Here is a 13,925-nt window from a genome sequence, read left to right on the forward strand (position 1 = left end):
AGGATGCACAGGTGTCCGTACCCCTGCTTGTCTCCGTTATCGATGATGATCCGTCGCTGAGCGCGGCGCTGGTGGGCCTGTTGCGCTCATTCGGCTATCGCGCCACGGCCCATGGATCGGCGGAGGATTTCCTGGCCAGCGCCGATCTGGGCGGGACGGACTGCGTGGTCACCGATATCCAGATGCCGGGCCTGTCGGGCATCGATTTGCGCCTGGCCCTGGCAGGGCGGCGGCCGGACCTGCCGGTGATCCTGCTGACGGCGCGCACCGAACGCCCGCTGCTGGAGCGCGCCATGGCGTCGCGGCCCTTCCGCCTGCTGCGCAAGCCGTTCGATGCCGATGAACTGGCCGGTTGCCTGGTGGAGGCCATCGGGCCGGCCGACGGGCAAGCCGCCCCATGAATGACGACATCGCCGATCTGGTATCGGAAAGCCTGATCGTCCGTGATCTGACGGGCCACATCACCCTGTGGAACCGCGCATCGGAGAAGCTCTATGGCTGGCGGCGGGCCGACGCGCTGGGCCGCGACCTGAACGACCTGCTGGTCACCCGCCACCTGTTCCCCATCGCCGATATCGAAGCCAAGGTATTGCAGACGGGTGCGTGGGAAGGGGAGGTGGGCCGCCACGCCGCCGACGGCACGGAGCGCAAGATCGAACTGCGCTGGACCCTGCGCCGTGACGAGGCCGGCAATCCCCACGACATCGTGGAGACGGGCCGCGACATCACCGCCCTGTCGGCACTGGAACAGGATGCGCGGCTGGCCGCCCACCGCTACCGCAACCTGTTCCAGGCCATGGCGGCGGGTTTCTGGGAGATGGATTTCAGCCGCGTGCGCATGATGATCGGCGACCTGATGGCTGCCGGCGTCAGTGATTTCCCCCGCCACATGGCGGAAAACCCCGGCTGGATCGTCGAGGCGATGCGGGCCGTGCGTGTCATCGACGTCAATGACAAGGCCGTCTCCCTGTTCGGTGCGACCAGCCGGGAAGAGATCGTGGGTGGCCATGTCGCCTGGTGCTTCCCGCCGCCCAGCCGCCGGGTCTTCGCCGAAAGCCTGATCGCCGCCGCCCGGCGTCAGGATCGATACGCCACCGAAACCACCCTGACCCGTCTGGATGGCAGCCCCGTCGACGTGCTGTTCACCGTCTGCTGGCCGGAGGAGCACAAGGGCAGGGGCCATGTGCTGGTCGGCGTCATCGACATCACCGAGCGCAAACAGGCGGAGGAGGAGACGCGGCGCAGCGAGCGGCGGTACCGCGAACTGTTCGACAATATGCCCGTCGCCCTGGGCCAGCTGGACCTGCGCTACATGAACAGCCAACTGCGGGCCCTGGTCGGTGACGGCCGTCCCCTGCCGCGCAGCGAGGCCGATATCGACCTGGATTTCATCCGCGACATCCTGCGCAACACACAGACGATCGAGGTGAACCCCCAGGCCGTACGCCTGTTTCGCGCCAACGAACGCGAGGAGATGCTGATCCCCATCGAACGGTTCTGGCGCACAAGGCCGGAAACCGTGCGCCGAACCGTGCTGGCCCGCCTGCGCGGGGAGCCCGGATATTCGGAGGAAACACAGGTCGATGCGCTGGACGGCACGCCGATCGACGTCCTCTATACCGTGGCCTTTCCGGCTGCCACCTGGGAACGCGGCACCAACATCGTGGCCTTCGTCGATATCGGCGACCGCGTGGCCGCACTGGCCAAGGTGGAACAGATGCAGACGGAGCTGGCCCATGCCGGCCGCGTCGCCATGCTGGGCGAACTGGCCGCCTCCATCGCGCATGAGGTGAACCAGCCGCTGGCGGCGATCAGCGCCAGCGGTTCCGCCTGCCTGCGCTGGCTGGCGCGCCCGGAACCCGACCTTGCGGAGGTGCGGGAACTGGCGGGAAGGGTGGTGTCGGATGCGCAGCGCGCCGCCGGCATCATCGCCCGGGTGCGCGACATGGCCGCCAACCGCCGTGCCGACCATGTGCCCGTCAGCCTGAACGATGTGGTGGAGGAGGCGACGCGCTTCCTGAAGCATGAATTTCAGGCGCGGCAGGTGGAACTGCATTTCGATCCCGCCCCCGGCCCGGCCCTGGTCGCCGCCGACCGTATCCAGGTGCAGCAGGTGATCGTCAATCTGGCCGTCAATGCCATGCAGGCCATGGCCGAGGCGGCCACACCCGAACAGCGCCTGTCCATCACCGTGGCCCCCACGGATGCGGACCGCCTGTGCGTGATCGTGGAGGATAACGGCCCCGGCCTGACCCCTTCGGTCATCCCCCGCCTGTTCGACAGTTTCTTCACCACCAAGCGCGATGGGCTGGGCATCGGCCTGGCCGTCTGCCGTTCCATCATCGAGGCGCATGGCGGCGGCATCGAAGCCGAAAACCGCGCCGACGGACCCGGTGCACGGTTCTGCTTCACCCTGCCCGCCCTGGTTGAGGGGGACGTACTTAAGAAGGGGGGGTGATGCCCCCCATCGCCCTTGCACCAGATGCTTCGCCAACCTAACCTTTTCCTCGCCCACCCCCCGGAGCGGCCCCGAAATGTCGCCTGATTCCATCGTCCATATCATTGATGACGACGCCTCCCTGCGCCAGTCACTGGACAGCCTGTTCCGTTCCGTCGGGCTGGGCGCCATGGCGCATGAAAGCGTGCGTGGTTTCCTTGATACCGCCCGTCCGGACCTGCCGGGCTGCCTGCTGCTGGATGTGCGCATGCCGGGGATGAGCGGGCTGGATTTCCAGGCGCAGCTGCAGGGGCTGGGCATCTCCCTGCCTGTCATCATTATGACCGGTCACGGCGACATCCCCATGTCGGTGCGGGCGATGAAGGCTGGTGCCCTGGATTTCCTGCCCAAACCGTTCCGTGAACAGGATTTGCTGGACGCTGTCTCCGCCGCCATCGAACAGGACCGCACGAAGCGGGCGGCGCGGGGTGCGGTGACGCAGCTGCGTTCCCTTTACGAAACCTTAACGCCACGGGAGCGGCAGGTGATGGCGCTGGTCACCGCCGGAAGGCTGAACAAGCAGGTGGCGGGCGATCTGAGCCTGTCGGAGATCACGGTGAAGATCCATCGCGGCTCCGCCATGCGCAAGATGGGGGCCCGCACCCTGGCCGATCTGGTGCGCATGGCGGAAACCCTGAAGCTGGACCCGCAAGCGGTCCTGGCCCGCGCCGCCTATACGCAGGTATGAGCGGCCTACATCCACGGACAATTGGTTAACGGTCTCCTAAGGCGCATCGTAGGGACACCCCGGAACAACGGGGACCCAGCGATCACCGGAGATAACCGATGTCGGCGACCACCCCTATCGACAGGGCGCGGACCGCGCTGCTGTTCGTCGATCCCTATAACGACTTCCTGGCGCCGGAAGGCAAGCTCTGGCCCATGGTCTCCGCCGTGGCCACGGAGCTGGGCCTGCTGAACAACCTGCGCAAGGCGGTCGCCGCCGCGCGCGGTGCCGGCCTGCCGGTGATCATCGTGCCGCATCATCGCTGGAAGGATGGCGACCTGGATGGCTGGGACCATCCCAACCCCTATCTGGAGGGCGGGTACCGCCATCGCGTGTTCGCGGCCGGCAGTTGGGGTGGGGAATGGTTTCCCGATTTCGCGCCGCAGCCGGGCGACATGGTGGCCACCGAACATTGGGGCTCCAGTGGCTTCGCCAACACCAACCTGGATTTCCTGCTGAAGCAGAAGGGCATTTCCCGCGTCATCCTGATCGGGCTGATCGCCAATACCTGCATCGAAAGCACCGGCCGTTACGCCGTGGAGCTTGGCTATCACACCACCCTGGTCCGCGACGCCACGGCGGCGGCCAGTCCTGAGGCCATGCGCGCCGCGCACGAGATCAACGGCCCCACCTATGCCCACGCCATCGTCACCACCGCCGAACTGGTGGATGCGCTGGCCGGTCCGCGCATGGATTTCGGCTGACCGGAAACCATTCCGGCGTTTGAGAAACACGACAACAGAGGAGTCACGACGATGACCACCATTTCCGTCGATTACACTGCCCTGACCGCCCCCAACCGGTCTGTGGAGGTGGATGGCCGCACCATCGCCTATCGCCGCTTCGGCCAGGGGCCGGATTTGGTCCTGTGCGTGCGCTTCCGTGGTACCATGGACAGCTGGGACCCGCTGTTCCTGGACCTGCTGGCACGCGATTTCACCGTCACCACCTTCGATTATTCCGGCCTGGGCCTGTCCACCGGCAAGGCCAGCTATGCCAAGCAGGACATGGCCAAGGATGTGGATGATCTGGTCACGGCCCTGGGCCTGGGCCGCGTGGTGATCGCCGGCTGGTCGCTGGGCGGCTTCGCCGCACAGGTGTTCGCGGCCACGCATCCCGACAAAGTCAGCCACGTCCTGGCCATCGCCACCATGCCACCCGGCCTGATGGTCAAGCCGCAAGAGCCTTTGTTCCTGCAAACCGCCTTCAAGCATGAGTACGGCATGGCGGAGGAATATATCCTGTTCTTCGAGCCGGACAGTGCCAAATCCCGTGCCGCCGGCGATGCATCGGTGGCGCGTATCCGGTCACGGTCGGCCGTCACGGATACCTTCACGCCGCCCGATATCATGATACAATCGGTGATCGCCAGTTCCGATCCGACCACGCCGTTTCCCGATCCCGACGGTGCCTATCAGGCCTTCTTCCGCAGCACGGACATTCCCGTCCTGGCCCTGTCGGGCGACCATGACATCATGTTCCCGGTGGAGAACTGGTACGCGCAGAACGATCTCTGGCCCACCCTGTTCGTGACCACCTGGCCCGACAGCGGCCACGGGCCCCAGCACCAGTATCCGGAGCTGAGCGCCGACCTGATCGCCAGCTTCGTGAAGAACAACCCGCGTCCGGTTTGAGGCGCACACAAAACAACAGGAGACGAAGATGCTGCTGGGTTTGTCGATCGAGGCATTCACGACACTGCATGTGGCGATTTCCCTGATCGGTCTCGCCACGGGGCTGGTCTGGCTGCTGGCATTGGTCAATGGGCGCTGGCTGGGGGTGGTGAATGCCATCTTCCTGGTCACCACCGTCGCCACCACCGTCACCGGCTTCATGTTTCCGATCACCGCCTTCACGCCGGCCCTGGGTACGGGCATCGTGTCACTGGCGGTGCTGGCCGTGGCGGTGGCCGCCTATTTCCGCCGGCTGCGGGGCGGGGCCTGGATGGTGACCTATCTGGTGGCGGCTACCGTGGGACTGTACCTGAACGCCTTCGTGGCTGTGGTGCAATCCTTCCTGAAGATCACGGCACTGAACGACCTGGCCCCCACGGGCAGCGAGCCGCCCTTCGCCCTGGCGCAGGGTGCGGTGCTGATCGCCTTCATCACCCTGGGCTGGCTGGCCGTGCGCCGCCGGGCCGTGGTGATGGGTTGACCGGGCGTCCGTCACGGGTGACGGACGCCCGCCGATGGCTCAGAAGCTGTAATCCCAGCCTACGGTCAATGTCCGGCCACGACCCGCGAAATAACGCAGATTGTCGCCGGCATAGCCCGTATCGGAACTGTAGGTGATGTATTGCCGGTCCAGCAGGTTCTGTACCGCCAGGCTGACATTGCCGAAGCCGAGATCGTACCGGATCAACGCATCGACCAGCGTATAGCCTTCGAAATTGTTGCGGACATCCACGCCTTCGAAGTCGCGCGACAGGTAGAACTGCGCCTGCAAACGCGCGCTGAACCTTTCCTGGGCATAGTTGGCAGCCAGGTTCAGGCGGTCGGGGCTGATATTGGCGCCGTCCAGGTCGCGGTCCAGCACGCCGTCATTATTGCCGTCGGTGCGGCCGCGCAGGCGGGCATAGCCGGCCGACAGGTCCAGGCCCGGCACCGGCGTCCTAGCCGTGACGTTCGTTTCCAGCCCCTCGATCTCCATCGCCTGGCGACGGATATCGTTGAACCCCAGGGCGGCGTTGTAGACCAGCAGCTGGCCGAACTTGCTGTCCGACCAGAAATAGGTGGCGCTGGCCGTCAGGGGTCCCTGGTTCAACTCCACCCCGATCTCCCGGTTGTCGGAGATGATGGGGATCATGTTGGCATAGGTTTCCACCCGCACGCCGTCGCGGTTGATGGTGCGCAGGACGCGGCCCACGTCGGGCACCGTGAACCCCTCGGCATAGGCGCCGTAGAAACGCAGACCCTCCGTCAGTTCCAGCACCACGCCGCCATTATACAGCGTCTTGTCGAAGGACAGCTTGCCGCCCGTGACCCGCCGGTTGCCGTACGACGCCAGGGTGACGAAATCATCGACCTCCAGCTTCACATCCTCCCGCCGCGCCCCGCCGGCCAGACGCAGCAGCCCGTCGAACAGCGACCAGTTGGCCTGGAGGAAGGCGGAGTTGGTGTAGAAATCGGTCTCCGGCACCCAGCGGCGGTTGGTCAGGATCATGGCCTGGCTGGTGCGATCGACCTGGCTGTCCAGGCCGACGGTAGCGGTCAGGCCCTCCACGCCCGGCACCTCGCGCTCGTACGAACCGCGCGCGCCCAGCTTGCGGGAGAAGATGGCCGACTGGTCGAACAGCGTGCCGATGGGGGCGATGCTGGCATCCTGGAAGGTGGCGGAGATATCGGCGCCGTAGGTGTTGCGGATGCGGTTGAAGTAAAGCTGCGTCGTCAGGTCGCCGCCATGGAGATCGCTGTCGGTCAGGCTGGCCGACAGCATCTCCGACTTGTTGGCGGGTGCGTCACCCGGCAGGTCGGCGCGGATGCTGGTGGTGGGCAGGCCCGTGTCGCGGTTGCCGGCCTTGACGGTGTATTCGCCGTCACCTTCCAGTTCGAACCGGTTGGCGACCAGTTCCACCCGTGTCGTCTCCCCCAGATCGGCACCGAAACGGCCGAACAGCGACCAGCTGACGGAATTCTGGATATCCCCCTGGTCGGCATCCAGGCCGATGCGACGGCCCTTGGCATCGACGAACACGCCGCGGGTCTCGCGCACCGCACCCACCGTGGCGTCATAGGCGCCGTCGCGGTTGGAGACCAGGGCCGCCACCTTGCCGCCCATTGTGCTGTCATCGAACCCGTCATCGCTGACGCCCTGCACCAGCACGCGGCCGCTGAACCCGTCATGCTTGGGTGCGCCCACCGTCACCTGGTTGATGACGCCACCGGTGCCGCCGATGCCTTGCAACGCGTTTGAACCGAACACCGTTTCCACCCGGTCGATGAAGAACGGATCGATGGAATAGGCGTCGCGCGCACCGTCGCGGATGGGGCTGGTCTGCGGGATGCCGTTGATGGCGAACAAGGGCGACCGACCGCGCAAGGTCTCACCCACGCCCGTCATCTTCTGCCGGGTGGGGGAGAAGGAGGGCAGCAGCGTGGCCACGGCATCGACCGTGGACCCGGCGATGGCCACCTGGTCGGACAGGGTGGCGGCGTCGATGACGTCAACGGTCAGGGGCAGGGCGCTGGCCGGCAGCTTGGTGCGGGCGGCCGACACGATTATCTCTTCCACCGGGGCCGAAGCGGCCGTGGCACGCGGGCGGGACGGGGAGGGTGCGGCGGTTGCGGCGCCAGCGGGGGCAGGTGCCGCGACGATGGCGAAGCCGCCGGCCTGGTCCGGCGTGGCGCGCAGGCCGCTGCCGGCCAGCAAGGTGTCCAGCGCCGATGCAGCTCCATGGCCGCCGCGCAGACCCGGCGTCGTGCGGTTGCGCACCAGGGCGGGATCGTAGGACAGGACCGTGCCGGAGAGACGCGCGAACTGGCCCAACGCCGGGGCCAGGGGGCCGGCCGGAATATCATAGGTGACGCTCGCCGTGGCCTGCGTCTGGGCCTGGGCCGTGGCGGTGAAGGACAGGGCCGTCCCCAGCAGCAGGGCCCCCAGCAGCGGGCGGTGCAGGCGAAGCTTGGCGAAAGACACGGAAAAATCCCCCGTTTTGGATGAAGCACTCATCCTTCCGGACGCGCCAGCCAGCGAAATGGACAGTGGGTTGGAGAATATTTTTTCAGCGACGCCGGATCACCGGGCTTTCCGGGTTGCCGCGGTCCAGCATGACCGGCAGCGAAGCGGCCAAAGCCGCCAGGGCCCGGTCGGTATCGTTCAGCGGGTAATGGCCCGACACGCGCAGCCCCGCCAGGGCGGCCGGGTCATAGCGCACGGGCCGGGCGCGCCAGCGGTTCAGTTCCGCCAGCAGGTCGGACAGCGGCCAATCCTCCACCGCCAGCCAGCCTTGCGTCCAGGCATCGGCCAGCGCCGGGTCGATATCGGGCAGGCGGGTGATGCCGGCAGTACCGATGCGTGCCCGCTGCCCCGGCAGCAGGGTGACGCATTGGTTGGCCAGGGCACGGGCGCATGCCAGCACCTTGGATTCCAGCACGGTGACCAGGGTCGTCCCTGCCTCGCGCCGCACGCTGTAACGCGTGCCCAACGCCTGGGCGGTCATTTCCGGTGTGACGATGGTGAAGGGGGCGGCCGGGTCGGGTGCGACCTCCGCCATCACTTCCCCCGCCAGCAGGTCGATGCGCCGCGCGCCAGCCTCCAAGGCCACGTCCAGCGCCGTGTCGGACGAGAGTACCAGTTGCGATCGGTCGGACAGGGTCACCTGCCGCAATTCACCCACGGCGCTGCGTTCATCGGCCATATGCGGCTTCAATGCCGGCCATTGCCAGCCGCCGATGCCGGCCAGCAGCAGCACGGCCAGGGCCGCACCCGCCAACGGCCGCCGGTCGCGCGGCTGTTGTTGCGGCCGGCGGAACATCATGTCCAGCGCCTTGCGCTCCAAGGCCGGCTGCCGCCCGATCCGGTCCAGGATGCCCGTCATCCGGTCGAAGGCCAGACGGTGGCGCGGGTCGGCGCGCAGCCATTGGTCCAGCGCCGTCTCATCATGATCGGCCTCGCCGACGCGCACATGCCAGGCGGCGGCCTGCTCCACCATCGCCGCCGTCGGCTCCCCGCCCTTCATGCCGCGTCGGGCCCATAGGCGGCGCGGTAGCAATGAGCGAGTGCGCGGGCCAGATATTGCTTCACCATGCTGACCGACACGCCCAGTTCCGCCGAAATCTCGGCATAGGACAGGCCATCCAGCCGGTTCAGCAGGAAGGCGCGGCGCGGCTTGGGCGGCAGTTCCTCCAGCAGCCTTGCCAGGGCCGCCAGTTCGGCCACCGCCATGGCCACCCGTTCGGGCGATGGCGCCTCCTCCCCGTCCAGCAGCAGGCAATAGGCCTCCAGAAAGGCCCGCTCGCTGGCCTGACGGCGGCTGTCATCGATCAACAGGCGGCGGGCCACCGTGGCCAGGTAACGGCGCGGATTGTCCGGCATCGAAAGGTCCGGCCGTTCCAGCAGCCGGCAGAACGTGTCCTGCGCCAGATCGGCCGCCCGATGCCCGCACCGCGCATGCCGGCGCAGCCATACGGCCAGCCAATTTGCATGGTCGCGATAGAAGGCGTCGAAATCCGGGGCGGTGATCGCGGGCAAGGGACGGGACTGACTGATAAGGAAAGGATAAGGCTGACTATCAGGTTTGATAATCAGTCGCAATATCAATCCTGTCAGGTTACGCATGCGTGCAGCATGCAGCGTGCAGCGTTCAGCGCCCTCGAACGGCCTGATAGGCATGCCAGGTGGCATGGCCCAGCAACGGGAAGACCAGCACCAGACCCAGCAGACCCGGCAGCAGCGCCAAAGCCAGCGACACCAGCACGATGGCGCCCCAGGTCAGCATGACGGGCAGATTGTGCCAGACCATGGACATGCTGGTGCCCATGGCGGTCAGCGCGTCCACCCGTTCATCCAGCAGCATGGGCAGGGAGAAGACGGAGATGGCGAAGCCGAAGGCCGCGAACAGGCCACCCACCGCCCCGCCGACCAGCAGCAGCCAGATGCCCAGCGGCTCGCTCACCAGCATGCCGGTCACATGTTCCAGCCCCGGGAATGGTTTCCAGCCGAAGAACAGGGCGTAGAGCAGGACGGCGGCGCGCATCCAGACCAGCATCAGCAGGCAGAGCAGCACGCCGACGAACAGGATCTGCCGCCCCGACGCCGCCTTGACATGCAGCATGGTGGCCAGCCCGATCCGTTCACCCTCCGCCAGCCGCCGGCTTTTCTCGTAAAGCCCGGTGGCGAAGGCCGGCGCCACGATGGCGAAACCGGACAGGGCCGGGAACAGGAAATAGTCCCGCTCCAGCCCGACCAGCCCCGCCACCACGGACCAGGAGACCAGCAGCATGACCACACCGTAAGCAAGGCTGCAGGCCGGATTGACCCACAAATCCCGCCAGCCGGCGCGCAGCCAGTCGACCGCCGCCCCGGCGGGCAGGCCGCGCGCATGCGGGCTGACATGGGGCAGGGGTGGGACGGTGGGCGGCAGGCTGTCGGCGGGACTGATCATGATGTCATGGCCTCTCAACAGGCGGATTTGGCGGCGCTGTAACCGGCTTGGGCCGGCTTCACGCCCGGTTTCTGGTGCGGTACGCAGGAAGGCTGGCTCTCCAGCGCCACCATCACCAGATGGATATTGGCCCCGACCAGCAGGGCGATGCCGGCCAAGACCAGCAGGATGACGCGCCAGTGCCTAAGGACCGGCATGCTTACCCCCGGCAGCCAGATCGGCGACATACAGCGCCAGCACCTTGCGGTCCAGATCAGACAGACGCTGGTCCCAGCGCGGCATGTGCCCCTGACGGCCGTTGAAGACGGTGGCAAAGATCGTCTGCTCGTCCCCGCCATAGATCCAGGTGGCATCGGTCAGGTTGGGTGCCCCCATCTCCACCATGCCGCGCCCTTCCTCGCCATGGCAGGCCGCACAATTGGCGGTGAACAGTTCCTGTCCCGCCGCCGATGCCGGCCCGGCCCCCGACAGCGACCGGACATGGGCCAGCACGGCAATGATATCCGGCCGGGTCAGCATCTGGTCGCGCCCGAAGGCCGGCATCTGCGATATGCGCGTCTCGGGATGGTCGGAATTGATGCCGACACGGATGGTCTCCGCCAGTGCCTCCGGCGACCCGCCCCACAGCCAGGAACCGGCCGCCAGTGCCGGATATCCCGGCCCACCGCTGCCGCCCACCCCATGGCAGGCGGCGCAATTATCGCCGAACAAAACCGCCCCGTGCCGTCGCACCTGATCCATCAGGGCGGGATCGGCCTGGATGGCGGCATAGTCGGTGTCGGTGACGGTGGCCACCCAGGCCGGCGCCTGTTCGGCCGCCTGTTTCAAATCGGCCGCCACCACCTGGCGCTGGTCGATGCCAAGCAAGCCCTTGGTATAGGTGCTGCCCAGCGGCCAGGCCGGCATCAGCACCCACCAGACGACGGAGAACAGGAAGGTGGTGATCAGGAAGAACCAGACAGCCTTGGGCACCGGCGTGTTCAGTTCCTTGATGCCGTTCCATTCATGGCCCGTGGTCATGTGTCCCGTGATGGGATCGCGTTCACCGCCGCCGCTCATGGCCGGTCCTCCTTGTTCAGCACCGACCGGGCCGCATGGTCGAAGCGCTTGCCGTTGCCGGGCCAAAACGCATAGATCAGCACCCCCGCCGATAGGGCCAGCAGGTAGAAAAGCCCGAACCCCTTGGCCAGGAAAACGGTCAGCTCATGGCCTGTCTCCGGCATGTCATTCCTCCGGCGGCTGGCTGTTGGTGTGGGCGGCATCGGTCAGGCGGCCCAGGATCTGGAGATAGGCCACCAGCGCATCCATCTCCGTCACCTTGCCGGGATCACCGTCGAACACCCGGACCTGGGTGGCGGCACCATAGCGGGTGGTCAGGCCATCGCTACCATCCGCATTGGCCTGAGCGATGGCGTCGGCGGTGGCGTTGGCCACCATCTCATCCGTATAGGGCACACCCACCCGGCTCAACGCTTTCAGATGCAGGCCCAGATCGTCGGTGCGCAGCACCGTGCGCGCCAGGAACTTGTAGGAGGGCATGATCGATTGCGGCACCACGGCGCGCGGATCGACCAGATGCGCCACCTGCCATTCATCGGAATATTTGCCGCCGATACGGGCCAGATCTGGACCGGTGCGCTTCGACCCCCATTGCATCGGGTGGTCATGCTTGGATTCAACCGCCAGCGAATAGGGGCCGTACCGTTCCACCTCGTCCCGCAAGGTGCGGATCATCTGCGAATGGCAGGCGTAACAACCTTCCCGGATATAGATGTTGCGCCCCGCCACCTCCAACGGCGTGTAGATGCGCAGGTCGGGTGCATCCTCCACCGTCTCGTCGATGGTGAACAGCGGCGCGATCTCCACCAGCCCGCCGATTGAGGCGACGAAGATGATGCCCAGCACCAGGGCCATGGAGTGCTTTTCAAGCTTGTAGTGCAGTCCGAGCATCGGTTCACTCCCCCGCCAGGACAGGCAGCGGCCGGTCGGTGCCGGCCGGTTGCGATGCGGGCGATGGCCCCTTTATGGTCATCCAGACATTCCAGGCGCCGATGGCGGCCCCGGCCAGGAACAGCGCCCCGCCCACTGCGCGTGCGATGTAATAGGGATGCATGGCCACAAGGCTGTCGACGAAGGAATAGGCCAGGGTGCCGCCCGTGTCATAGGTGCGCCACATCAGCCCTTGGATGACGCCGGAATTCCACATGGCGAAGACGTAGACAAGGGTGCCGGCCAGGGCGAGCCAGAAATGCGCCTCCACGGCCCAGGCGGAATGCATCTTCTCCCGACCCCAAAGGGCCGGCGTCAGGCTGTAGAGCGCGCCGAAGGTGATCAGCGCCACCCAGCCCAAGGCGCCGGCATGCACATGGCCCACGGTCCAGTCGGTATAGTGCGACAGGGAATTCACGGCGCGGATGGCCATGAACGATCCCTCGAACGTGGTCAGGCCATAGAAGATGGCCGCCACCATCATGAAGCGCAGGGTGGCGTCGTCACGCACCTTGTGCCAGGCGCCGTTCAGGGTCAGCAGCGCATTGGCGGCCGACCCCCAGGACGGGATCAGCAGGATCAGCGAGAAGGTCATGCCCAGCGTCTGCACCCAATGCGGCAGGGCCGTGTAGTGCAGATGGTGGGAACCCGCCCACATATACATGAAGGTGATGCCCCAGAAGCTGATGATCGACATGCGGTAACTGAAGATCGGCCGCTGGGCGCGCACGGGCAGGTAATAATACATCATGCCCAGGAAGCCGGCGGTCAGGAAGAAGGCCACCGCATTATGCCCGTACCACCATTGCGTCATCGCATCCTGCACGCCGGCAAAGGCGGAATAGGCTCGGGAGTGGTTCCAGGCCACGGGCATGGCCAAATTGTTGATGATATGCAGCATGGCCACGACGACGATGAAGGCCAGATAATACCAGTTGGCCACATAGATATGCGGCTCCCGCCGCCGTGCCAGGGTGCGGATATAGAGCACCAGATAGGTGACCCACACCACGCACAGCCAGAGGTCCACATACCATTCCGGCTCGGCATATTCCTTGGACTGGGTGATGCCCAGCGGGTAACCGGTCACGGACAGCAACAGGAATAGGTTGTATCCCAGCAGCACGAACCACGGGCTGAATTGTCCTGCCAAGCGGGTGCGACAGGTGCGCTGCACGACGTGATAGGATGTGGCGATCAGGGCATTGCCGCCGAATCCGAAGATCACGGCGGTGGTATGGATGGGCCGTATCCGCCCGAAACTGGCCCAGGCGGCATCGAAGGTGAGATGCGGATAGGCCAGCATCCAGGCCACCCAATCGCCGATGGCCAGCCCGAACAGGGCCCAGCCCATGGTCAGCACGATGCCCACCCGGCTGGGATCGTCGTAATATTCGGCCAGCCTTCCCGCATCCGGTTCCGGCGCGTGCATGCCGGACAGGACCAGGAAGGCGATGCCGACGGCGAAGACCAGCACCAGCCCGCCATGCAGGGCGAACAGGTCGTCATTGGCGCCGGCGGCCATCACCAGCCCGCACAGCGATAGCAGGCCAAGGATGATAAGGGCGAACTGCCGCTCGGCGCGGGTAAGCTGTGCGACCATGGGTTTC

At 66.2% G+C, this 13,925-nt stretch carries 15 protein-coding genes; 6 read left to right on the forward strand and 9 right to left on the reverse strand.

Features of this window, described 5'->3' with window-relative positions:
* Positions 1-11: 11 nt before the first annotated feature.
* The 6 genes from ACM9HJ_RS15395 (at position 12) to ACM9HJ_RS15420 (ending at position 5,378) form a co-directional block, all read left to right on the forward strand.
* A complete protein-coding gene (locus tag ACM9HJ_RS15395) occupies positions 12-401 on the forward strand; it encodes a response regulator transcription factor (protein WP_416572631.1) in 390 nt (129 codons plus the stop codon).
* On the forward strand, positions 398-2,458 hold the full coding sequence (locus ACM9HJ_RS15400; protein WP_416572632.1) for a PAS domain-containing sensor histidine kinase: 2,061 nt from the start codon (positions 398-400) through the stop codon (positions 2,456-2,458). The genes ACM9HJ_RS15395 and ACM9HJ_RS15400 overlap by 4 nt, the downstream gene beginning before the upstream one ends.
* Before the next feature lie 76 nt (positions 2,459-2,534).
* On the forward strand, positions 2,535-3,185 hold the full coding sequence (locus ACM9HJ_RS15405; protein ID WP_416572633.1) for a response regulator transcription factor: 651 nt from the start codon (positions 2,535-2,537) through the stop codon (positions 3,183-3,185).
* Between the two features lie 98 nt (positions 3,186-3,283).
* A complete protein-coding gene (locus ACM9HJ_RS15410; protein WP_416572634.1) occupies positions 3,284-3,928 on the forward strand; it encodes an isochorismatase family cysteine hydrolase in 645 nt (214 codons plus the stop codon).
* A 51-nt stretch (positions 3,929-3,979) separates the two neighbouring features.
* Entirely contained in the window at positions 3,980-4,858 is an 879-nt protein-coding gene (locus ACM9HJ_RS15415) for an alpha/beta fold hydrolase (protein WP_416572635.1), read from the forward strand.
* A 28-nt stretch (positions 4,859-4,886) separates the two neighbouring features.
* A complete protein-coding gene (locus ACM9HJ_RS15420) occupies positions 4,887-5,378 on the forward strand; it encodes a hypothetical protein (protein WP_416572636.1) in 492 nt (163 codons plus the stop codon).
* A gap of 39 nt (positions 5,379-5,417) precedes the next feature.
* Here ACM9HJ_RS15420 and ACM9HJ_RS15425 read toward each other — a convergent pair whose 3' ends face one another.
* The 9 genes from ACM9HJ_RS15425 to ccoN all read right to left on the reverse strand — a co-directional run bounded on the left by ACM9HJ_RS15425 (position 5,418) and on the right by ccoN (position 13,918).
* On the reverse strand, positions 5,418-7,859 hold the full coding sequence (locus ACM9HJ_RS15425) for a TonB-dependent receptor domain-containing protein (protein ID WP_416572637.1): 2,442 nt from the start codon (positions 7,857-7,859) through the stop codon (positions 5,418-5,420).
* An 85-nt stretch (positions 7,860-7,944) separates the two neighbouring features.
* Complete coding sequence (locus ACM9HJ_RS15430; RefSeq protein ID WP_416572638.1) at positions 7,945-8,901, reverse strand: FecR family protein; 957 nt, start codon at positions 8,899-8,901, stop codon at positions 7,945-7,947.
* Positions 8,898-9,413, reverse strand: coding sequence for a sigma-70 family RNA polymerase sigma factor (locus tag ACM9HJ_RS15435; protein ID WP_416572639.1), 516 nt, complete (start codon positions 9,411-9,413; stop codon positions 8,898-8,900). Before ACM9HJ_RS15435 ends, ACM9HJ_RS15430 begins: the two co-directional genes overlap by 4 nt.
* A 112-nt stretch (positions 9,414-9,525) precedes the next feature.
* The gene (locus ACM9HJ_RS15440) at positions 9,526-10,326 is read right to left on the reverse strand and encodes a DUF2189 domain-containing protein (RefSeq protein WP_416572640.1); all 801 of its coding nucleotides are present in this window, start codon (positions 10,324-10,326) and stop codon (positions 9,526-9,528) included.
* A gap of 14 nt (positions 10,327-10,340) precedes the next feature.
* Positions 10,341-10,523 carry a hypothetical protein gene (locus ACM9HJ_RS15445; RefSeq protein WP_416572641.1) on the reverse strand — a complete coding sequence of 61 codons (183 nt, stop codon included), beginning with the start codon at positions 10,521-10,523 and terminating at the stop codon, positions 10,341-10,343.
* Positions 10,510-11,385, reverse strand: a complete 876-nt coding sequence (gene ccoP / locus ACM9HJ_RS15450) for a cytochrome-c oxidase, cbb3-type subunit III (protein ID WP_416572642.1) — start codon at positions 11,383-11,385, stop codon at positions 10,510-10,512. Before ccoP ends, ACM9HJ_RS15445 begins: the two co-directional genes overlap by 14 nt.
* Positions 11,382-11,549, reverse strand: a complete 168-nt coding sequence (locus ACM9HJ_RS15455) for a cbb3-type cytochrome c oxidase subunit 3 (protein WP_416572643.1) — start codon at positions 11,547-11,549, stop codon at positions 11,382-11,384. The genes ccoP and ACM9HJ_RS15455 overlap by 4 nt, the downstream gene beginning before the upstream one ends.
* Before the next feature lies 1 nt (position 11,550).
* Complete coding sequence (gene ccoO / locus ACM9HJ_RS15460; protein ID WP_416572644.1) at positions 11,551-12,276, reverse strand: cytochrome-c oxidase, cbb3-type subunit II; 726 nt, start codon at positions 12,274-12,276, stop codon at positions 11,551-11,553.
* Positions 12,277-12,280: 4 nt separating this feature from the next.
* On the reverse strand, positions 12,281-13,918 hold the full coding sequence (gene ccoN / locus ACM9HJ_RS15465; RefSeq protein WP_416572645.1) for a cytochrome-c oxidase, cbb3-type subunit I: 1,638 nt from the start codon (positions 13,916-13,918) through the stop codon (positions 12,281-12,283).
* Between the last annotated feature and the right edge of the window lie 7 nt (positions 13,919-13,925).

The sequence above is a fragment of the Niveispirillum sp. KHB5.9 genome (assembly GCF_048066115.1).
Lineage (GTDB): Bacteria > Pseudomonadota > Alphaproteobacteria > Azospirillales > Azospirillaceae > Niveispirillum.

What these genes read in the sequence shown, in the direction of transcription:
- ACM9HJ_RS15400 (WP_416572632.1), top strand. Translation starts at nt 398, where the DNA reads ATGAATGACGACATCGCCGATCTGGTATCGGAAAGCCTGATCGTCCGT.
- ACM9HJ_RS15405 (WP_416572633.1), top strand. Translation starts at nt 2,535, where the DNA reads ATGTCGCCTGATTCCATCGTCCATATCATTGATGACGACGCCTCCCTG.
- ACM9HJ_RS15410 (WP_416572634.1), top strand. Translation starts at nt 3,284, where the DNA reads ATGTCGGCGACCACCCCTATCGACAGGGCGCGGACCGCGCTGCTGTTC.
- ACM9HJ_RS15415 (WP_416572635.1), top strand. Translation starts at nt 3,980, where the DNA reads ATGACCACCATTTCCGTCGATTACACTGCCCTGACCGCCCCCAACCGG.
- ACM9HJ_RS15420 (WP_416572636.1), top strand. Translation starts at nt 4,887, where the DNA reads ATGCTGCTGGGTTTGTCGATCGAGGCATTCACGACACTGCATGTGGCG.
- ACM9HJ_RS15430 (WP_416572638.1), bottom strand. Translation starts at nt 8,901, where the DNA reads ATGAAGGGCGGGGAGCCGACGGCGGCGATGGTGGAGCAGGCCGCCGCC.
- ACM9HJ_RS15440 (WP_416572640.1), bottom strand. Translation starts at nt 10,326, where the DNA reads ATGATCAGTCCCGCCGACAGCCTGCCGCCCACCGTCCCACCCCTGCCC.
- ACM9HJ_RS15445 (WP_416572641.1), bottom strand. Translation starts at nt 10,523, where the DNA reads ATGCCGGTCCTTAGGCACTGGCGCGTCATCCTGCTGGTCTTGGCCGGC.
- ccoP (WP_416572642.1), bottom strand. Translation starts at nt 11,385, where the DNA reads ATGAGCGGCGGCGGTGAACGCGATCCCATCACGGGACACATGACCACG.
- ACM9HJ_RS15455 (WP_416572643.1), bottom strand. Translation starts at nt 11,549, where the DNA reads ATGCCGGAGACAGGCCATGAGCTGACCGTTTTCCTGGCCAAGGGGTTC.
- ccoO (WP_416572644.1), bottom strand. Translation starts at nt 12,276, where the DNA reads ATGCTCGGACTGCACTACAAGCTTGAAAAGCACTCCATGGCCCTGGTG.
- ccoN (WP_416572645.1), bottom strand. Translation starts at nt 13,918, where the DNA reads ATGGTCGCACAGCTTACCCGCGCCGAGCGGCAGTTCGCCCTTATCATC.